Genomic DNA, 20,834 nt, shown 5'->3' with positions numbered 1-20,834 from the left:
TCTTCTCTATTTCAGCGGAGTTTTTTTATATTTAATACTTTTTAACAAAAAAATGTTTTAATATATTATGCGTGCATAGTATTTTTTATTATATTTGAAATCGATATAGTTATTTATGAAAGACAAAACAATAGATTACATTTTACGTGCAACGTGGCAAGCAGTATCACGAATGTATAATGAAGAAGCATCTAAATACGGTGCAACCATGGCAACAGGTTTTGCTTTGTTAAGTATGGATAAGGATAAAGGAACGCCTTCTACATCTTTAGGACCAAAAATGGGAATGGAGGCCACCAGCCTTACTAGAACCTTGAAATCTATGGAAGAAAAAGGGCTGATTATTAGAAAGAAAAATCCTGTGGACGGCCGAGGTGTCTTGATTTACCTCACTGAATTTGGTAAAGAAAAAAGAGAGTTATCTAAGAATACAGTTTTAAAATTCAATGAAACTGTAAAACAACATATTTCAGATGAAAAACTCCAGCATTTTATAGAAGTCGCGGAAACAATCAACGAATTAATTTTAGACAAAAATATATTTAATCAAACCGAAAAAATAGAAAATGAAACGCACAATTAAAAAAGTTGCAGTGATTGGATCCGGAATTATGGGATCAGGAATTGCCTGTCATTTTGCCAACATTGGAGTTGAAGTCTTACTTTTGGATATCGTTCCAAGAGAGCTCACCGAAGCCGAAGCCAAAAAAGGACTTACTTTAGACAGCAAAATTGTAAGAAACCGATTGGTGAATGAACATTTATCCAATTCGTTGAAATCGAAACCATCCCCTATTTACAATCAGAAATTTGCCAGCAGAATTACTACTGGAAATACAACTGATGATATGGCGAAAATCGCAGCAGTCGATTGGATCATTGAGGTTGTAGTGGAGCGTTTGGACATCAAAAAAATGGTTTTTGAACAAATTGAAAAATTCAGAAAACCGGGAACTTTGGTAACTTCAAATACTTCTGGAATTCCAATTCATTTTATGAGTGAAGGGCGAAGCGAGGATTTTCAAAAGCATTTCTGTGGGACTCACTTTTTTAACCCTGCGCGTTATTTAAAATTATTCGAAATCATTCCTGGCCCACAAACTTCATCAGAAGTTTTAGATTTTCTAACTGATTATGGTTCAAAATTCTTAGGAAAAACTTCGGTCGTTGCCAAAGATACTCCGGCATTTATTGGGAACCGAATCGGGATTTACGGAATCCAGAGTTTGTTTCATTTGGTAAAAGAAATGGGACTTACAATTGAAGAAGTAGATAAATTGACCGGTCCAGTTATTGGAAGACCAAAATCAGCTACTTTCAGAACCGTTGACGTAGTTGGACTGGATACTTTGGTACATGTTGCCAACGGAATCTATGAAAATTGCCCGAATGACGAACAACACGAATTGTTCAAATTACCAGATTTCGTCAACAAAATGATGGAAAACAAATGGTTGGGCAGCAAAACGGGTCAAGGTTTTTACAAAAAAGAAGGAAAAGAAATTTTGTCTCTTGATTTAGATACTTTAGAGTACCGTGCTGCTAAAAAAGCTTCTTTTGCTACTTTAGAATTGACCAAAACAATTGACAAAACAATTGACCGTTTCAAAGTTCTGGTAAAAGGTAAAGACAAAGCAGGAGAATTCTACAGAAAAAGTTTTGCAGGAATGTTTGCCTATGTTTCAAACAGAATTCCTGAAATTTCAGATGAGTTATACAAAATTGACGATGCGATGAAAGCCGGTTTTGGATGGGAAAATGGTCCTTTCGAAATTTGGGATGCTATTGGTGTTGAAAAAGGAATCGAAATAATGAAAGCAGAAGGTCTTGAACCTGCTGCTTGGGTAACTGATATGTTAGCTTCAGGAAGTTCTAGTTTTTATACTATTAAAGAAGGTGCTACCTATTTCTACAATATCCCAACAAAATCACAAACTAAAGTTCCAGGTCAGGATGCATTTATCATACTGAACAATATACGCGAAAGCAAAAAAGTGTGGAGCAATAGTGGAGCAATTATACAAGATTTAGGAGATGGAATTTTGAATTTAGAATTCCAATCTAAAATGAATACGATTGGTGGTGATGTTTTAGTCGCTATCAATAAAGCTATTGATTTATCTGAAAAAGAATATCAAGGTTTGGTTATTGGAAATCAAGCAGCGAATTTCTCTGTTGGAGCTAATATCGGAATGATATTCATGATGGCAGTCGAGCAAGAATACGATGAATTGAATATGGCAATCAAAATGTTCCAGGACACCATGATGCGCGTACGCTACTCTGGAATTCCAGTTGTGGTTGCACCACACGGAATGACTTTTGGCGGGGGTTGCGAAATGAGCTTACATGCTGATAAAGTTGTTGCTGCAGCGGAAACGTATATGGGGTTAGTAGAATTTGGTGTTGGAGTAATTCCTGGCGGCGGTGGATCTAAAGAAATGGCTTTAAGAGCCTCTGATTTATTCCATAAAAATGATGTAGAATTGAATGTTTTACAAGAATATTTCATGACCGTTGCAATGGCAAAAGTATCAACATCTGCTTACGAGGCTTTTGATTCTGGACTATTACAGCACGGAAAAGACATCGTTGTAGTGAACAAAGACCGTCAAATTGCCGAGGCGAAGAAACATGCTTTAATAATGGCAGAAGCAGGTTACACACAACCGATTCGTAGAAATGACGTAAAAGTTCTTGGGAAACAAGCCTTGGGAATGTTCTTAGTAGGAACAGACCAAATGCAAGCCGGAAAATACATTTCAGAACATGACAGAAAAATAGCTAACAAACTAGCTTACGTAATGGCTGGTGGAGATTTGTCAGAACCAACATTAGTAACAGAGCAATATATTTTGGATTTAGAACGTGAAGCTTTCTTGTCACTTTGTACAGAAAGAAAAACATTAGAAAGAATTCAATTTATGCTAACCAAAGGGAAACCGCTTCGTAATTAATTATTTTAAATTATAAATGTTGATTTTTAAAATGTTTCGTACAATTTAAGTCAACTGTAATTTAAAATTTATAATTCAAAATTTAAAACAAATATGAAAACAGCCTATATAGTTAAAGCATACAGAACAGCCGTGGGGAAAGCCCCAAAAGGCGTGTTTAGATTTAAACGTCCTGATGAATTGGCCGCTGAAACGATTCAGTTCATGATGAATGAGTTGCCACATTTCGACAAAACTCGTATTGATGACGTCATGGTAGGAAATGCGATGCCAGAGGCAGAACAAGGATTAAACATGGGACGACTAATCTCTCTAATGGGATTAAAAGTGGAAGATGTACCTGGTGTTACCGTAAACAGATATTGTGCATCTGGTTTAGAAACAATTGGAATGGCAACTGCCAAAATTCAGTCCGGAATGGCTAACTGCATTATTGCAGGTGGTGCAGAAAGCATGAGTTTTATTCCAATGGGAGGTTACAAACCATCTCCGGATTATGCTGTAGCAAAAGAAGGAAACGAAGATTACTATTGGGGAATGGGACTAACTGCAGAAGCAGTTGCCAACAAATATAATGTTTCTAGAGCTGACCAAGATGAGTTTGCCTTTAACTCTCACATGAAAGCCTTAAAAGCACAAGCTGAAGGCAAATTTGACAAGCAAATTGTTCCAATTACAGTAGAACAAACTTTTGTCAATGAAAACGGAAAAAAAGAAACTAAATCTTATGTTGTAAATAAAGACGAAGGACCTAGAGCAGGAACATCTGTCGAGGCTTTAGCAGGATTAAGACCTGTATTTGCTGCCGATGGAAGTGTAACTGCTGGTAACTCTTCTCAAATGAGTGATGGTGCTGCTTTCGTTTTAATTATGAGTGAAGAAATGGTAAAAGAGCTAAATTTAGAACCAATTGCTCGTTTGGTAAACTTTGCTTCGGCTGGAGTTGAACCAAGACTTATGGGAATTGGTCCTGTGAAAGCGATTCCAAAAGCATTGAAGCAAGCCGGATTAACGTTAAATGACATTGATTTAGTAGAATTGAACGAAGCTTTTGCATCACAATCATTAGCGGTAATTCGCGAATTGGGACTAAATCCAGATATTGTAAATGTAAACGGTGGAGCAATTGCATTAGGTCATCCACTAGGTTGTACAGGCGCAAAACTATCGGTTCAATTATTTGACGAGATGAAACGCAGAGGCAGCAAATACGGTATCGTAAGTATGTGTGTTGGAACTGGACAAGGTTCAGCAGGTATTTACGAACTTTTGTAGTCATAGATTTCCATCCGTTTATTGAGGATTTAGATTATAAATAAAAACATATAAAAAAATAAAAAAATGGCAGATACAATTGAAAAAAACGTAACCCGTGGTGGTCAGTTTTTGGTTAAAGAAACAAAGTGCGAAGATATCTTTACTCCAGAAGATTTTTCAGAAGAGCAATTAATGATGCGTGACTCTGTAAAAGAGTTTGTAGACAAAGAATTGTGGGCACACAAAGATCGTTTTGAGAAAAAAGATTATGCATATACACAAGAGTGTATGAAAAAAGCTGGAGATTTAGGACTTTTAGGAGTTGCTGTTCCTGAAGCCTATGGAGGACTAGGGATGGGATTTGTTTCTACGATGTTAGTTTGTGATTATATCTCAGGAGCTACAGGATCATTTTCTACCGCTTTTGGAGCACACACTGGAATTGGAACTATGCCAATTACTTTATATGGAACTGAAGAACAAAAACAAAAATATGTTCCTAAATTAGCTTCTGGCGAATGGTTTGGTGCTTATTGCTTGACAGAACCGGGTGCTGGATCTGATGCAAATTCTGGAAAAACAAAAGCTGTTTTATCAGAAGATGGAACTCATTACAAAATTACAGGACAAAAAATGTGGATTTCGAATGCAGGTTTTTGTTCCTTGTTTATCGTTTTTGCACGTATAGGAGATGATAAAAACATTACTGGTTTTATCGTTGAAAACACCACTGATAATGGGATTTCTATGGGTGAAGAAGAGCATAAGTTAGGTATTCGTGCTTCTTCTACGCGTCAGGTTTTCTTCAGCGAAACGAAAGTTCCTGTTGAAAATATGCTGTCAGAAAGAGGAAATGGTTTCAAAATCGCCATGAATGCTTTGAATGTAGGACGTATCAAATTAGCAGCTGCTTGTTTGGATGCGCAAAGAAGAGTCATTTCAGGTTCTGTACAATATGCTAACGAAAGAATTCAGTTCAATACTGCGATTTCTCAATTTGGTGCTATTCGTGCAAAATTAGCGGAGATGGCAACAAGTTGTTATGCTGGAGAAAGTGCTTCATACAGAGCTGCAAAAGACGTTGAAGATCGTATCATAGCTCGTGAAGCCGAAGGAGTTTCTCATCAAGAAGCAGAATTAAAAGGTGTTGAAGAGTATGCTATTGAATGTTCAATTTTAAAAGTAGCTGTTTCTGAAGATGTTCAAAATTGTTCCGATGAAGGAATCCAAATCTTTGGTGGAATGGGATTTTCTGAAGATACTCCAATGGAAAGTGCCTGGAGAGACGCACGTATTGCACGTATTTACGAAGGAACTAACGAAATTAACAGAATGCTTTCTGTAGGAATGTTAATCAAAAAAGCAATGAAAGGTCATGTTGACTTGCTTGGACCTGCCATGAAAGTTTCTGAAGAATTAATGGGAATACCATCTTTTGATACACCAGATTATTCTGAATTGTTTGCTGAAGAAAAAGAAATCGTTAAAAATTTGAAGAAATCATTCTTGATGGTTGCGGGAAGCGCCGTTCAAAAATTTGGTGCAGACCTAGACGCTCACCAACAATTATTGATGGCAGCTTCAGATATGCTAATCGAAGTTTACATGGCTGAAAGTACCATTCTACGAACTGAAAAACTAGCTAAAAAAGAAGGTGAAGCTAAAGTGCAAGAGCAAATTGCAATGGCAAAATTATACTTATACAAAGCAGTAGATATTGTTAATCAAAAAGGAAAAGAAAGTATTATTTCTTTTGCTGAAGGAGATGAACAACGTATGATGTTAATGGGATTACGTCGTTTTACAAAATACGCCAACATGCCAAACGTTGTTGCATTAAGAGAAACAATTACAGCAAAATTAGTAGCTGAAAATGGATATTGTTTCTAAAAGATAAGATTTTTTAATAGAATTATTTGTTTAAAAAACCGTCCTGTTCTAAAGAGCAAGACGGTTTTTTTATTTCTTCAAAAAAATATTATTTATTTCTTTTCAAAACGCATTACTGCGATGTCACCCATAATAAAATTTAAAGTTTTACCATCTTCTGAAATAGAGTAAGAATCTATCTTTTCGAGTGTTGCCATGTAAATATTCTCACCTCCGCCTGGACAAAACATTTTAGTAACCGCCATTGGTCCTTTGAAATTAATTTTATTACCATCAGCGTTCAATGTTCCGGAATAACTGTTACAACTATTTTTCCCAGATACTCTGTTCTCTTTCAAATCAAAAGTAATAGTTGGCTTACTATTAGGATACAATCCATCAAAGGCTATGCGCGGTCCTGATATATAATTCAATTCCCAAGAACCCTCAAGTGAAGTCGTTTTACTGTTAGAAGTTTTTAAGGAATTACAAGAAATAAGTACCGAACAAAAAATGGTCAGTGACAAAATTAGTTTTTTCATGAGATCTATTTTTATTTTTTAAAGTAAATTCTAAAGCAATAACATTGCCAATGTTATTACTATTTTAAATTATTAGAAAAGAAAAAATATTTTGAAAATTCAATAGCAATCATATCAATCCTAAAGAACTTAAAACCAGATATCTATTTCTTTTTAAGCTCAATAACTTCTACTTTTATCCCAACAGCATAAGCATTGGGAATAATTTTTTTTCCATGTGCATTGGCATACACTTTAGTAAATTCAGCTCCAAAATATAAAATTATCGCCGAGTAATATACCCAAATTAAAATTATAATTATCGATCCTGCGGCACCATAAACGGTTGCAACGGTAGAACTTCCTAAATAAAACCCGATAGCAAATTTCCCAAACATAAAGAAAAATGAAGTAAAACTAGACCCAATTAAAGCATCTTTCCAAGCAATATTCCCATCAGGCAAGGTCTTAAAGATAATTGAAAACAACATAGTTGTGGTTGCAAATAATATTAAGATATTAAAAACATAAAATATGTAAACCGTTGTATCAGGAAAATAAACCAGCAATCGGGTATTGACTATATCCATTACGGTATTTACCATCAAACTGACCATTAACAAGAAACCAACTGAAGCAATCATAGAAAAAGACATTAATCTGTTTTTAACGAATTTCATAATTCCTTTATTCGGTTTTGCCTTTAATCCCCAAATAGAATTGATGGAACTTTGTATTTCGGCAAATACACCCGAAGCGCCTATTAGTAGCATTATTCCCCCAAATATTGCTGCAAAAGCATTACTGTTTGACAATTCAATATTCTTGATGGTTTCCTGAATCTGAATAGCAGCTTCGTTCCCAACCATCCCATTAATTTGTCCAAAAAATCTTCCGGTAACGGCTTCTCTTCCGAAGAAAAAACTAAAAATAGACAAGATAATAATCAATAATGGAGGCAATGAAAAGATGGTATAATACGATAGTGAAGCACTTAACTTAAACCCGTTATCATCATCAAATTCATTATAGGTTCGCTTTAATAACCCCCAACTTAAAGCTGCTAATTCTTTATGTTTCATTTTATATTTTTATGTTCTTCCAAAAGAAAGAATTCAGATATTATGATTTTCATTTATTTACAAAAATCACATTTAAGGTTTCAGCATTTAGAGGCGTTTTCAAAATTACAAAGATTTTTTTAACAAATTTGAAATGAAATTTATATAATTCCTATTCGCTTTGTACTTCTTAAACATATTAGAAACAAAAAACTAACCAAATTTTAAGTCTTTATTAACCCATCCCTGTCATTTAATGTCTAAATTTATATAAATATTCAATTCCCTTTCAGGATAAATTCACAACTTATGGAAAATAACAATACGCGAAGAAATTTTTTAAAACAAACAGCTATTCTTTCGACAGGAACTATTATTGGCTCTAGTTTATTTAATAGCGCCTTTGCTTCGGAAACTGCTTTAAACATTGGCAATCAAAATCTGGAATTGGACAATGTAAATGCACAAGGACTCTATACTCTTCCTAAATTAGAGTACAATTATGATGGCTTAGAGCCTCATATTGACAAAGCTACGATGGAAATTCATCATGGCAAGCATCATCAAGCCTATGTAACGAATTTGAAAAAAGCAATAGAAACTTTGGATAAAAACCTAGTTGAACATTCTAAATCATTGGAAAATATCTTTGAAAAAATGTCAAAATTTCCAGAAGCTATTCGTAATAATGGTGGCGGACATTACAATCACAGTTTGTTCTGGAGTTTAATGAAACCAAATGGCGGTGGCACTCCAAAAGGAAAATTGGGGGAGGCTATAACGACAACTTTTGGTTCCTTTGATGAATTCAAAAAACAATTTAGTGATGCTTCGATGAAACGATTTGGTTCCGGTTGGGCTTGGTTAGTGGTTCAAGATGGAAAATTAGTTATCGGTTCAACAGCAAATCAAGACAATCCATTGATGCGCTTACGAGGCAAAGGATTAAAAGGAAAACCTGTTTTAGCCCTAGACGTTTGGGAACATGCTTATTATTTGAAAAATCAGAACCGCAGAGCCGATTATATTGCTTCTTTTTGGAATGTAGTCAATTGGGAAGCCGCAGAAGCTTTATTCAATTCTTAAATACTTATAAAAGCCCTGTTTTATTTATAATTCAGGGCTTCAAATTTTATTGCACATCATGCATCCAAATATCATTTTTATCACAGCAAATTCTCATTAATTACATTGAAAATAGTTTCTGATTGTGGGTATTTTTTATCAAAAATTATAACAATTAAATTTATCTTGTTTAAAACCAAAAAACTATACTAATTAATTGCAGTATCTGTGTTAAACTAAAAAACACCAGTTAAAACTACCGCAAAAAAGTATAGCTTTGTACCTTCAAATTAAAGCAATGATTAACCCTTCGGCATCAGGTTGGATAGATAAATTTTTTATTGAACAAAAAATTTTAGAGAAAACAGTTTCTAAAACTACTGATACATTTTATCAAAAAGTTAGAGAAACAGGATTTATTTATGGGCATATAATCACATTTGATACCGTAAATACAATAGAAACCAAAGGTTGGTTTAAAGAAGAGATTTCTAAAGTAGCGCTATTAAATACATTATATAATATTTTTTGTTTAACCAACAATGATATTAGTTCTGAGAATTTCATTAAACAAGCCGTTGCTTTTTACAATGAAATGCACCCACAAGGATTTAATATATTTAAAAAAATTCTACCAAAAAATTCTATCTCATTAACCTTAGAAAAAATTATTGACGAGCGCGTTCAAACTAACGAAAGCATCATCAGTAAAAATTTCTCCCATTTGGTAACCAATGCATTACTATTTATTGATGTATTAGCCTTTCGCCAATATTTAGTCCATGATGCGATTCCAGAAAAATACCTAAAAAGAATTGAAGAAACTATTGTAAATATAGTAACACTTGCCTTAAAGACTAAGTCAAAAAAATCGCAATATGATGATCTGTTAATTAAACTGTTTGAAGCTTCTATTCGATACAGCAAATTCTCGAAAGTTGCTGTTCAGAGTTTGGAAACACTTCAATTAGAGTATTTCACAAATGAATTAGAGAAATATTATTTGATAGATATTGCCGGTATGGCTTTGTGGAGTGATGGTGAAATTGAAAACAACGAGGCTTATTTTTTACATTCTTTAGCCGAAAATTTATTGGTTCCGGATATTTTTGTCATACAAAGCATCAACAGCACGAATGAATTTATAACGAAACACAAAAAAGATATTCCTTATTTCAATTATTCCAATCCTGTCAAACATTTTTATGATCAAACGACTCAAAGTGTTGTTACACTAATAAGTCGTAATAAAAACAGATTAATTAAGGAAATAGTTCAGAGTAAAGAGTTAATGGTCTTATTAGCACATTCGACTCGCAGAGATTTAGATGAAAAAGAAAAGAAAAAAGTAAAAAAACAATTACTGGAAATTTGTAAAACCATTCCATCATTGACAATATTCTTACTTCCTGGAGGAAGTTTACTATTGCCTATCTTGATCAAATTTATCCCTACCCTTTTACCTTCTGCGTTTAATGAGAATTTAGATCTGGAATAAAAACAAAAAAATCGCCCTAAGGCGATTTTATTAAAATTTCAATTGGTACACTGCATCCAAATCTTTTTCGGAACTGATATTAACATCTAAATCCGTTACAAAACCGGAATTAAGTCCGTAAGCCCATCCGTGTAAGGTTAAATCCTGTCCATTTCTCCAAGCCGCCTGTACAATTGATGTTTTAGCTAAATCAAAAACCTGTTCTTTTACATTCAATTCTACAAAAGTATTAAAACGCTCTGTTTCATCTTTGATAGAATCTAAATATGCACTGTGCAAACGATACACATCTTTTATATGTCGAATCCAGTTATCAATAATACCTATAGAATCATTTCCCATTGCTGCCTTGACACCTCCACAACCATAATGTCCACAAACCAGTACATGTTTTACTTTCAAAACATTTACGGCATAATCCAGTACACTCAACATATTCATATCACTATGTACTACCATGTTGGCAATGTTCCTATGCACAAAAACTTCTCCGGGTTTTGCCCCGACAATTTCGTTTGCAGGAACCCTACTGTCTGAACAACCAATCCATAATAATGGTGGCGTTTGACCTTTAGCAAGATCTTGGAAATAATTTGGGTCACTTGCTAAAGAGCTTTCAACCCATTTTTTATTATTCTCTAATATTTTTTTATAAAAATCGCTCATAATCTTTGTGTAATTATTTTATTAAAATAAACGTTTAGTAACTCTAATGCAACGTAAAGGAACTGTTTTTCAACTTAAATTCTTTAATTAGTTCCTGTTTTCTTGTTTAAGAAATTCTTCATCCGTAACTTCTTTTTTAACCATAACTCTTTTAGCAGCATCATAATAATGCTCAATAGTTACATGATTTTGTGTATCAATACTATTCTCCAGATGATAGGCTTTTTTAAATCCTTTCAGCTTCACTTTAATATTATTGTCTAAAGCTCTTGTAGTTTTAAACTCATTGATTAAATCCAAAATATCATGCGCAATGTAAACCGTATCTTTTGCATCAATGATCACTTTAGAATTTTCCGGAAGATGGTTTAAGGTTTGTTTGATTGCAGCTTTATTCAAGAAAGAAACTTCTTGAGCCAAATCAATATGAATTACATCACCATCTGCATATTGTTCTTTTCTAAAAAAGTAAGCTCTCTTAAGATTCCCTTTTAAAACAAAAATAATACTGATGATAATTCCCAAAGTTACTCCTTTCAATAAATCCAAAAATACAACGGCTAATAATGTGGCAATAAAAGGTACAAACTGATATTTCCCTTTTTCCCAAAAATGTTTGAATGTTGCAGGTTTAGCCAATTTGTAACCTACTAGAATTAAGATAGCCGCTAAAGTAGCCAGAGGAATTTTATTCAGAATCACTGGAATGGCAAGTACACTAACTAACAACAATGATCCATGAATAATGGTAGACATTTTAGATTTAGCTCCCGAATTACTGTTTGCAGACGAACGCACAATTACAGATGTTAATGGTAAACCACCTAAAAGTGAACTCACCATATTACCAATTCCTTGGGCTTTTAGTTCCTTATTAGTGTCAGTATAGCGTTTTTGAACATCCATTCTATCAGCCGCTTCTATACTTAATAATGTCTCAATAGAAGCTACAATTGCTATGGTCAAGGCAACAACCCACACCTTAGGATTCATAACTCCGGAAAAATTTGGAGTTACAATAATTGCTTTAAATTCTTCGAAAGAGGATGGAACCGGTAAAGAAACCAAATGCTCTTTTCCAATCGCTAATGCACTTCCGCTAGCAATAAAAATCTCATTCAAAATAACACCCAGAGCAACCGCGATTAAAGCTCCGGGAACTAATTTTAATTTTTTCAAAAAAGGAACTTTGTCCCAAGATATCAAAATCACCATGGAAACCAATGTAATAACTATTGAGCCAATTTGGATGTAATCAAAAATACTAAACAGGGTAGAAAAGGTATTACTCCCATCCATTTGTGAAAATGCTTGATCTCCCTCAAAATCATTGTCATATCCAAAGGCGTGTGGCAATTGCTTCAGAATAATAATAATTCCGATACCTGCCAGCATACCCTCAATAACATTCGTTGGAAAATAATTAGAAATACTTCCTGCTTTGACAAATCCTAATATTAATTGTACCAGACCTGCTATGAAAACTGCAGTTAAAAAAATATCAAAAGCGCCTAAATCCGTGATTGCCGTAAGAACAATAGCGGTTAAACCAGCAGCTGGACCGGAGACACTTATGTGTGAAGTACTTAAATAACCTACTACTATTCCTCCTATAATTCCTGAAATAATTCCTGAAAATAAAGGAGCACCTGAAGCCATTGCAATACCTAAACACAATGGTAGCGCCACCAAAAAAACCACTAAACCAGACGCAAAATCGGATTTAAGGTTAGCAAAAAGATTAATTTTTTTTGACATAATACCTAACTAAAATTGAATACAAAGATTTTTTCGCACAAAGAAATGCGAGAGGAGATTTTAAAAAAATTTAAAATCATAGTTTGTATTAAACTTCGTTGGGTGGTGGAATGAATATAGAAGAGGTAATTTTATCGTGCTTTGACAAATTCTCTGAAAGAATAACACTTGAAGGCAATTCTGATGGCATAATTATATCCGAAGAATTATCTAAATAAAAAAAAGTCTTAATCTCTTTATGCGCATGTTCTTCTTCAGATAAACTGTAGAAAATAGAAATATCAGAACTTTTCTCAATCACAGTAACTATTGTTGGAGTGACAAGAAATGCAATAAATATAATTAAAAATATTTTAGAGATTATTTTCATTGTCGCAAAAATAGAATATAAGTTTATTAAAAAGCATTAGTCATGATAAATTTTAAAAAAAAATTAACATTCAAAAAAACCAGAATAAAATCCTATGATTTCATCTGGTTTCCTAATGCTAAATTTATAAAGTTTCTTCCAACCAAGCCTGCATCATCCAAATGGTTTTTTCTTGTTCTGATATAAAATCACTCATCATTGAATTAGTCCCTTCATCATTTATTTCGTCAGATTTGGAAAGAATTTGTCTTTCAATTTTCAACAAGTGTGAAAGAGAGGTAACAATCAAATGCACTGCTTTCTCATCATTGGAAATATTTTTACCAACTAGCAATTGATTATTTTTAATGTAATCTTCAAAAGTATGAAGTGGTGTTCCGCCAAGAGTGAGTACCCGTTCTGCAATCATATCAATTTTTAATTGTGAATCATTGTACAATTCTTCAAATTTTACATGCAAATCAAAGAAACGCTTGCCTCTAATATTCCAGTGAATCCCTCTTAAATTTTGATAATAGACTTGAAAATTGGATAGTAAAACATTTAATTCATTTATAATCAATTCCGATTCTTTAACGGGCAATCCTAAAATATTTGTTTTCATAATTTTTTATTTATTACAAATTTAATCAATAAAATAGCGCTTAATACTATAACTTAAATTGATTGTTTTTATATTTGTATCAGAAATTACTATAAAATGACAATTACTCAATTAAAATATGTTTTGGCTGTAGCCGAATATAAAAATTTCACACTTGCTGCAGAGAAATGTTTTGTTACTCAGCCAACGTTGAGCATGCAGATTCAAAAAATAGAAGAAGAATTAAGTATTCAAATATTTGACAGAACCAAAAAACCAATCCAGCTCACTGATATTGGTCAAAAAATTGTGAATCAGGCAAAAAATATAGTCAACGAAGCAGATCGAATCCATGATATTGTAGAGCAACAAAAAGGATTTATTGGTGGTGAATTTAGATTGGGAATTATCCCTACTATTATGCCTACATTATTGCCTATGTTTTTGAATAATTTTATAAAAAAATATCCAAAAGTCAAGCTCATTATCGAGGAGTTAAACACCGAAGAAATCATAACTAAACTCAACAATGGTCATCTTGATGCTGCCATAGCTGCCACCCCTTTGATGGAAGAAAAAATCAAAGAAATTGTTTTATATTTTGAACCTTTCGTAGCTTATATTCCTGAAAGCCACCATAATTTTCAAAAAGAGGAAATCGAAGTTTCTGATTTAAATTTAGACGAAATTCTATTATTACAGGACGGACATTGTTTTCGTGAGGGAATTTTGAACTTATGCAAAAGTGCCGGTAAAAATGAAATTAATCATTTTCAAATACAAAGCGGAAGTTTTGAAACTTTAATAAAATTAGCCGATGAAGGCTTAGGAACAACATTACTTCCTTTTTTACATACATTAGATTTGAAAGAATCTGACAAAATAAAATTACGCCATTTCAAAGAACCTAAACCAGCACGAGAAGTCAGCTTGATATTTCCAAAAAGCGAATTGAAAATTCATATAATCGATGCCCTTCGAAATACAATTGCGGGAGTTATAAAAGGAGCAATCGTTTTTCAAAATGTCCAAATCATCAGCCCAATCCAGAAAAAATAAAAAAAGGAACCTATTACAGGTTCCTTTTTTATTTATGAATTTACGATTAGTAAACATTGTTTTAATTCTGGTTTTCCAATTGTGAAATTTAATAACCATTCTCGCAATTGCTCCATCTCGTATGGTAATAATGTTTTAATTGCTTTTTCTAATTCTTTACAAAAAAGCAGTGGATCAAAACTTACTCTTTCTAAAACTGATTTTGTATAATCATACATGATTTTCGACATAATAAATGAAGATATTAAGTTAGCTTTTGATTCTAAATTGATGTAAAAATACATTTTTTACACATACTGAATAATTATTTAACGAAGTTTTTAGTTTTTTATTTCATTGTTATTTTGATGCATATAAACGCAAAAAACTAGACCTTTCTGGCTCGAAACATTTCTCTTTTGCCTGGTGGACCTGCCAGTTTTTCGACAGTAAAACCTACTTCTATCATACTTCTTTTCACCACTCCCCGAGCGGCATAAGTAACCAGTACTCCATTTTTTTTCAGCGACTTATACATTTTTTCAAAAATTGCTGTACTCCACAATTCCGGTTGTACTCTGTAGCCAAAAGCATCGAAATAAATCAAATCAAATTTGTTTTCATCATCAATTTCTTCAAAGAATTGTTTCCGTTTAGTCAATATAAAATCATTATTCAGAACAATTTGTTCGTCCCAATTACTCTCATGCATTCTATCGAAAAGCACGCTTTCCTCAGTCGCATTTAATTCAGATACATAATTCATCAGCAAAACTTCATCTACTGAAATGGGGTATGCTTCTACTCCAACATAATCAATCGTTTGGTGCATTTTTTTGGCCTCTAATAAAGTAATAAAAGCATTTAAGCCAGTACCAAATCCTATTTCCAGAATAGAAATTTTTTGGTTTTCAAATAATGAAAGACCATTTTTAATAAAAACATGCTTTGCCTCTTGAATAGCACCATGTTTTGAATGATAGCATTCGTCCCATTCTTTTATTTGTATGGTTGTTGAACCATCAAGCGTTTGGATTATTTCTCTTTTCAAAATTATATTTTCAGGTTGTATTACTTACACTATTTACTAGCCAAGCCAAATTTAATCAAAACTAATACGTTTGACTCTTAAAACACATATTTATTATAGATATCCTATAATTGGGCTTATTTATTTTTGATTTCCTAAATCATAAACAAATCTTAGTTAAACACTATAATTAATATTATTTTGACAAGTAATTTGCCGATTTTTATTTAATTTTGCAAACATTATACGTCATTTTTTGGAAATCAAATTCTTTTAAGCACAAGCTTATCCATTTAAAAAAATTAAAAACAATACTTTACTATGAGTGCAACTCAAACTAACAAAATTGAAATTATAAAAGCTCCTACTTCAAAAATAAATGAAGTAGATTTTGAAAACTTAAGCTTTGGTTCCGTTTTTACGGATCATTTATTTGAATGCGATTTTAAAAATGGGGAATGGCAAAAACCAGTCATTAAACCTTATGCTCCCTTTCTATTAGATCCGTCAACAAGAGTTTTTCATTATGGACAAGCTATTTTTGAAGGAATGAAAGCATATAAAGATGACAAAGATGACGTTTGGCTTTTTAGACCTGATGAAAATTACAAACGTTTCAATAAATCTGCTGTAAGAATGGCTATGCCAGAAGTTCCAGAAGAAATATTCATGAATGGCCTAAACCAATTGTTGAAATTAGATGAAACTTGGATCAAAAAAGGAAAAGGAAATGCCATGTATATCAGACCATTTATGATTGCTACTGGTACTGGAGTGATTGCTAATCCATCTAATGATTACAAATTCATGATTATTTTATCTCCGGTAACCTCTTACTATTCAGGTGATGTTAAGGTGCTTATTGCGGAACATTTCAGTAGAGCTGCAAATGGAGGAATTGGAGCTGCAAAAGCTGCCGGAAATTATGCTGCGCAGTTTTACCCAACTACTTTAGCAAATAAAGAAGGTTTTCAACAAGTAATTTGGACTGATGATGCAACGCATACCAAATTAGAAGAAGCCGGTACCATGAATGTATTTTTCAGAATTGGCAACACTTTATTTACGGCTCCTACAAGCGAAAGAATTCTTGATGGTGTGACTAGAAAAACACTGATTGATTTAGCAAAAAGTGAAGGTATAAATGTAGAAATTCGTTCGGTTTTAGTCTCTGAACTTGTTGAGGCTGCTAAAAACGAAACCTTGAAAGAAATTTTTGGAGCCGGAACAGCTGCTGTAGTAAGTCCAATTTCTGGATTTTCCTATCAAGAAGTTTTTTATGAATTACCAAAAATTGAGAACTCAATGGCTTTACAACTAAAAACTAAATTAGAAAATATCCAAAATAAATTAGAAGAAGATACTTTTGGATGGACTATAAAAATATAGATTTTAAATATTAAACAAAAAAGCGATTTTCATTCTGAGAATCGCTTTTTTATTAACTCAATATTTATTGCCCCAATGCTATTTCAAATCTATTATTTAATCTCTAATATTTTTGAAAAATCTGGTTTGAAATAATTAGGCCCTTTCATGACTTTTCCATCTTCCCGATAAATTGGTTGTCCGTCTTCGCCAAGCTTACTCATATTACTGCGTTGAATCTCGTCGAAAACTTCTTCAATTTTGTGTTGTAAACCGTGCTCTATAATGGTTCCACAAAGAATATACATCATATCACCCAATGCATCGGCAATTTCTGTTAAGTCATTATTTTGTACCGCTTCGAGGTATTCTTCATTCTCCTCTTTCATCAAATTATAACGAAGTATATTTTTACTTTCGCCCAAACAGGCTTTAGGGGTTTCACTATGTCCAATTTTGAAGGCAGTATGAAATTCCTTAACGGATTCTATTTGTTTACGCATTTTTTTATTTTAATAAATGAAAAGGCAAATTAGCAACTATTATTAAACAAATAACTAAATTTGTAAAAAATTATTTAAATTATGTTTAGTCAAGGACAATTAGTGTTTGCAGGCTTTTTTTTTGTTGCTTTTGTTATTGCAATGATATTTGCCTATCGAAAAGATTCAAATTTACACAGAATATTTTACAAAGGAAATTATAAAATTTTAATTGGTTTTATTCTTTTTATCGTAATGCTCTTTATAATAAAAATATTTTTCAAACGTTAGTTTGCATTAAAACAAACACAAAATGTCTACTGAAAAGTAGATTTTTTTGTTTGGAAACTATTTATAATTATCCATTTGGTACGTAAAAAAATAGCTGGTTGTTTTCAAAGTAGATACCCTATTTTTATGTACAACCTTGTCCATCATTTTAATTTAGATTTCACTTCGCGGCTTGTTTATTTACAGCACCATTTTTTTGTGCCATTAATATAAAAAGGCTACAAATTGTTAGCAAACAAAATTCAATAAAATCAATTAACTTAAAAAATCTGTCATATTTATTTAACACTTAAAGCTAGTTATGAATTAAATTTTTAACTTTACCAAATCAACAAACCTAATATATTATGAGGATTTTAAAATATTTATTTCTTTTACTACTGCTAAGTTTTGTGGCTTTATCCATTTTTGTAGCAACCCAAAAAGGGGATTTTACCGTTGAAAGAAGTAAAATAATAAATTCTCCAAAATCCACTGTATATAATTACGTCAATGATTACAGGAATTGGGAAGATTTTAGTTCATGGATTACAGAAGATCCAGAAATAAAAATAACTTATCCTAAAAAAACAATTGGTCCTGGAGCTTCCTACTCTTGGGAAGGAAAAGAAGGAATAGGTGAGGTAAAAACTCTTTTTGTAAAAGAAAATGACAGCATTTCACAAATAATGAATTATGATGGAACAGAATCTTCTGTGTTTTGGAGTTTTAAAGACACATTAGGCGGAACAAAAGTAACTTGGAAAACAATCGGAAAAATGAGTTTTTCCATGAAAGTACTTACTACTTTCAATGGTGGTATAGACAGAATCATAGGAAAAATATATGAAAAGAGTCTGACAAATCTTGACAAAACACTTGATTTTGAAATAAATACTCATTCAGTGAAAGTAAATGGATTGGCAAAAAAACTTGGCACCTTCTATTTGAAACAGACCTTTACCAGTAAAATTTCGAGTGTTACAAAAAATTCACGAATTGTATTTCCTAAAATAATTACTTTTTGCAAACAAAATAATATTGAATTGAACGGAAAACCATTTATAATATACCATACCTACGATTTAGTAAACGGACTTACAAAAGTATCCTTTTGCGTACCTATAAAAAGTGAAATTTTAACAAGTTCCGGAAGCGATATATTAGCAGGAAAACTAGAACCATTTGATGCTGTTAAAACCACTTTGACTGGAGATTATTCGCATACTAAAAAAGCATTAGATAAAGCAAAAGAATATATAAATACTAATAAAATCATAACTGATCCTACATTTTCACATCTGGAAAGTTATAATATCAGCAGGACAGAAATTAAAAACCCATCGAAATGGGTAACTGAAATTTACTTTCCAATAAAACCAAAAGTAATTCCTGTAAATAACTACATTCCAGCTGCCATCCAGAAAGCAGAAGCTGTAAAAGCACCTGAACCTGTTATAAATAATACAGAAGAAGAATCTGAATTTTAAAATTATTCCCAAACGAATTAAACCTTTTTGATAAATTCCATTCTAACTCATAAATAATAATTTTGCAAGAAGAACAGGAATTTATAAAACAATTATTAAACACTAAAACGCAAAACCAAGCGTTTCAGCGGTTGATATTGGATTATCAAAGACCCCTTTACAATCACATCCGTACTATCGTTTTGAATCACGATGATACAGATGATGTTTTGCAAAATACTTTTATTAAAATATTTCAGCATCTTAAGAACTTTAAAGGGGACAGCAAACTCTTTTCCTGGATGTACCGCATTGCTACCAATGAAGCCTTAACTTTTTTGAAACAAAAATCAAAAATAAGTAGTATTTCATCTGAAACTTTACAAAACAAAACTATTGACAATCTGGAAGCTGATGTCTTTTTTGATGGAAATGAGATTCAACTAAAATTACAAAAAGCAATCGCATTACTACCTGAAAAGCAACAATTAGTTTTTAAAATGAAATATTTTGAAGAACTGAAATACGAAACAATTTCTGAAATTTTAGGAACTTCCGTTGGAGGATTAAAAGCCTCTTATCACATTGCAGTCAAAAAAATAGAAGCATTTGTATCCACTAATTAAACCTTTTTGCAAGAACAACGTCTAAAGAAAGTATGAAAACATTTAAACTAGAAAACGAGCCGAAAATTCAAACTGGATTTAAAATTCCAGAGAATTATTTTGATGATCTTTCCATAAAAATAATGGAACAATTGCCTGCGAGTGAACCTAAAGTAATTTCCATTTTCAAAAAAAGAAAAAGTTTAATTTTGATGGCTGCCGCAATTTTGATCCTTGCATTGATGATTCCAATTTTAAATAATTTATCTACAACCAAAAAAGAACTGGATTCAACAACTTTAGAAAATTATATAACATATCAATCTAATGTAAATCAATACGATTTGATTAGTGTATTGGAAACCGAAGACATTACAAACATGAATACCAGTATTGTTTTAGAAGATCAAGCAGTCGAAGACGTTTTATCTACAAATTCAAATTTAGAAAATCTTATTTTAGAATAAATAATAAACATGCTTTTAAGCTATAATTAAAAACAAACAAAATGAACATTAGAAAATTATTACCAATATTATTGCTGTTTTCTTCCTTTAACTTTTACGCTCAAAGCGAAAGTATGAAAGAGAAAAAAGAGCAAATAAAATCTTTAAAAGTAGCTTTTTTCACCACTGAACTAGACTTAACGACCAATGAAGCAGAAAAATTCTGGCCTCTCTACAATACCTTTGATGACAAACAATTTGAATTAAGACATCAAAAAATGAGAGCATTTATGAAAAGAATGCGTGATGGCTCTTTAGATCGGATAACCGAAAAAGAAGCTAATAATTTTTTAGCTCAAATGGAAGATACCGAAGAAGAATTATATCTACTTCGAAAAAAATTCATGCAAAATTTGAAAGTAATTTTTCCAGCCGTTAAAATCTTAAAACTTAGAAAAGCCGAAGAAGATTTCAATAGGAAATTACTACAACAATATCGTAACAAAGGTCAAAAAAAATAA

At 32.3% G+C, this 20,834-nt stretch carries 21 protein-coding genes; 12 read left to right on the top strand and 9 right to left on the bottom strand.

Annotation, left to right across the window (positions count from 1 at the left end; all coding sequences use genetic code 11):
- The first annotated feature begins 115 nt into the window (after window positions 1-115).
- The 4 genes from BMX64_RS04655 to BMX64_RS04640 all read left to right on the top strand — a co-directional run bounded on the left by BMX64_RS04655 (window position 116) and on the right by BMX64_RS04640 (window position 6,104).
- Window positions 116-583 (top strand): MarR family winged helix-turn-helix transcriptional regulator, encoded by a 468-nt coding sequence (locus BMX64_RS04655; protein ID WP_091166651.1) that lies wholly within the window; start codon window positions 116-118, stop codon window positions 581-583.
- Window positions 567-2,957, top strand: a complete 2,391-nt coding sequence (locus tag BMX64_RS04650; RefSeq protein ID WP_091166649.1) for a 3-hydroxyacyl-CoA dehydrogenase/enoyl-CoA hydratase family protein — start codon at window positions 567-569, stop codon at window positions 2,955-2,957. The genes BMX64_RS04655 and BMX64_RS04650 overlap by 17 nt, the downstream gene beginning before the upstream one ends.
- 93 nt (window positions 2,958-3,050) lie before the next feature.
- Complete coding sequence (locus BMX64_RS04645; RefSeq protein ID WP_091166647.1) at window positions 3,051-4,232, top strand: acetyl-CoA C-acyltransferase; 1,182 nt, start codon at window positions 3,051-3,053, stop codon at window positions 4,230-4,232.
- A gap of 66 nt (window positions 4,233-4,298) precedes the next feature.
- Complete coding sequence (locus BMX64_RS04640; protein ID WP_091166645.1) at window positions 4,299-6,104, top strand: acyl-CoA dehydrogenase family protein; 1,806 nt, start codon at window positions 4,299-4,301, stop codon at window positions 6,102-6,104.
- Between the two features lie 92 nt (window positions 6,105-6,196).
- Here BMX64_RS04640 and BMX64_RS04635 read toward each other — a convergent pair whose 3' ends face one another.
- Window positions 6,197-6,625 (bottom strand): META domain-containing protein, encoded by a 429-nt coding sequence (locus tag BMX64_RS04635; protein WP_091166643.1) that lies wholly within the window; start codon window positions 6,623-6,625, stop codon window positions 6,197-6,199.
- Window positions 6,626-6,768: 143 nt separating this feature from the next.
- Complete coding sequence (locus BMX64_RS04630; RefSeq protein WP_091166641.1) at window positions 6,769-7,686, bottom strand: YihY/virulence factor BrkB family protein; 918 nt, start codon at window positions 7,684-7,686, stop codon at window positions 6,769-6,771.
- A 288-nt stretch (window positions 7,687-7,974) separates the two neighbouring features.
- Here BMX64_RS04630 and BMX64_RS04625 point away from each other — a divergent pair, with 288 nt between their 5' ends.
- Window positions 7,975-8,751 (top strand): superoxide dismutase, encoded by a 777-nt coding sequence (locus tag BMX64_RS04625; protein WP_091166639.1) that lies wholly within the window; start codon window positions 7,975-7,977, stop codon window positions 8,749-8,751.
- A 277-nt stretch (window positions 8,752-9,028) separates the two neighbouring features.
- The gene (locus BMX64_RS04620; protein WP_091166637.1) at window positions 9,029-10,228 is read left to right on the top strand and encodes an LETM1-related biofilm-associated protein; all 1,200 of its coding nucleotides are present in this window, start codon (window positions 9,029-9,031) and stop codon (window positions 10,226-10,228) included.
- A gap of 30 nt (window positions 10,229-10,258) precedes the next feature.
- Here the strand turns inward: BMX64_RS04620 and can are convergent, their stop codons facing one another.
- The 4 genes from can to BMX64_RS04600 form a co-directional block, all read right to left on the bottom strand.
- Window positions 10,259-10,894 (bottom strand): carbonate dehydratase, encoded by a 636-nt coding sequence (can, locus tag BMX64_RS04615; protein ID WP_091166635.1) that lies wholly within the window; start codon window positions 10,892-10,894, stop codon window positions 10,259-10,261.
- 87 nt (window positions 10,895-10,981) lie between these two features.
- Window positions 10,982-12,652 (bottom strand): SulP family inorganic anion transporter, encoded by a 1,671-nt coding sequence (locus BMX64_RS04610; RefSeq protein ID WP_091166632.1) that lies wholly within the window; start codon window positions 12,650-12,652, stop codon window positions 10,982-10,984.
- 88 nt (window positions 12,653-12,740) lie between these two features.
- Complete coding sequence (locus tag BMX64_RS04605; protein ID WP_091166629.1) at window positions 12,741-13,022, bottom strand: hypothetical protein; 282 nt, start codon at window positions 13,020-13,022, stop codon at window positions 12,741-12,743.
- A gap of 124 nt (window positions 13,023-13,146) precedes the next feature.
- The gene (locus BMX64_RS04600) at window positions 13,147-13,626 is read right to left on the bottom strand and encodes a Dps family protein (protein WP_091166627.1); all 480 of its coding nucleotides are present in this window, start codon (window positions 13,624-13,626) and stop codon (window positions 13,147-13,149) included.
- Window positions 13,627-13,722: 96 nt separating this feature from the next.
- Here BMX64_RS04600 and BMX64_RS04595 point away from each other — a divergent pair, with 96 nt between their 5' ends.
- On the top strand, window positions 13,723-14,664 hold the full coding sequence (locus BMX64_RS04595; protein WP_091166625.1) for a LysR substrate-binding domain-containing protein: 942 nt from the start codon (window positions 13,723-13,725) through the stop codon (window positions 14,662-14,664).
- 32 nt (window positions 14,665-14,696) lie between these two features.
- Here BMX64_RS04595 and BMX64_RS04590 read toward each other — a convergent pair whose 3' ends face one another.
- On the bottom strand, window positions 14,697-14,894 hold the full coding sequence (locus tag BMX64_RS04590; RefSeq protein ID WP_091168980.1) for a hypothetical protein: 198 nt from the start codon (window positions 14,892-14,894) through the stop codon (window positions 14,697-14,699).
- 137 nt (window positions 14,895-15,031) lie between these two features.
- Window positions 15,032-15,694, bottom strand: coding sequence for a tRNA (5-methylaminomethyl-2-thiouridine)(34)-methyltransferase MnmC2 (gene mnmD, locus BMX64_RS04585; RefSeq protein WP_091166623.1), 663 nt, complete (start codon window positions 15,692-15,694; stop codon window positions 15,032-15,034).
- Between the two features lie 300 nt (window positions 15,695-15,994).
- On the opposite strand from mnmD, the gene BMX64_RS04580 reads away from it, so the two are divergent.
- The gene (locus BMX64_RS04580) at window positions 15,995-17,062 is read left to right on the top strand and encodes a branched-chain amino acid aminotransferase (RefSeq protein WP_091166621.1); all 1,068 of its coding nucleotides are present in this window, start codon (window positions 15,995-15,997) and stop codon (window positions 17,060-17,062) included.
- Between the two features lie 92 nt (window positions 17,063-17,154).
- Here the strand turns inward: BMX64_RS04580 and BMX64_RS04575 are convergent, their stop codons facing one another.
- Window positions 17,155-17,544 carry a pyrophosphohydrolase domain-containing protein gene (locus BMX64_RS04575; protein ID WP_091166619.1) on the bottom strand — a complete coding sequence of 130 codons (390 nt, stop codon included), beginning with the start codon at window positions 17,542-17,544 and terminating at the stop codon, window positions 17,155-17,157.
- A 617-nt stretch (window positions 17,545-18,161) separates the two neighbouring features.
- Here BMX64_RS04575 and BMX64_RS04565 point away from each other — a divergent pair.
- The 4 genes from BMX64_RS04565 to BMX64_RS04550 all read left to right on the top strand — a co-directional run bounded on the left by BMX64_RS04565 (window position 18,162) and on the right by BMX64_RS04550 (window position 20,834).
- Window positions 18,162-19,283: an SRPBCC family protein gene (locus tag BMX64_RS04565; protein WP_091166615.1), complete on the top strand. Its 1,122-nt coding sequence runs from the start codon at window positions 18,162-18,164 to the stop codon at window positions 19,281-19,283.
- A gap of 62 nt (window positions 19,284-19,345) precedes the next feature.
- Entirely contained in the window at window positions 19,346-19,888 is a 543-nt protein-coding gene (locus tag BMX64_RS04560) for an RNA polymerase sigma factor (RefSeq protein WP_091166613.1), read from the top strand.
- Window positions 19,889-19,920: 32 nt separating this feature from the next.
- Window positions 19,921-20,334, top strand: coding sequence for a hypothetical protein (locus tag BMX64_RS04555; protein ID WP_091166611.1), 414 nt, complete (start codon window positions 19,921-19,923; stop codon window positions 20,332-20,334).
- A 113-nt stretch (window positions 20,335-20,447) separates the two neighbouring features.
- Window positions 20,448-20,834, top strand: coding sequence for a sensor of ECF-type sigma factor (locus BMX64_RS04550; protein WP_317614707.1), 387 nt, complete (start codon window positions 20,448-20,450; stop codon window positions 20,832-20,834).

Source organism: Flavobacterium sinopsychrotolerans, assembly GCF_900110375.1.
GTDB classification, from domain to species: domain Bacteria; phylum Bacteroidota; class Bacteroidia; order Flavobacteriales; family Flavobacteriaceae; genus Flavobacterium; species Flavobacterium sinopsychrotolerans.
Note: the sequence above shows the minus strand (reverse complement) of the source record. Positions and strands in the feature narration are given on the sequence as shown.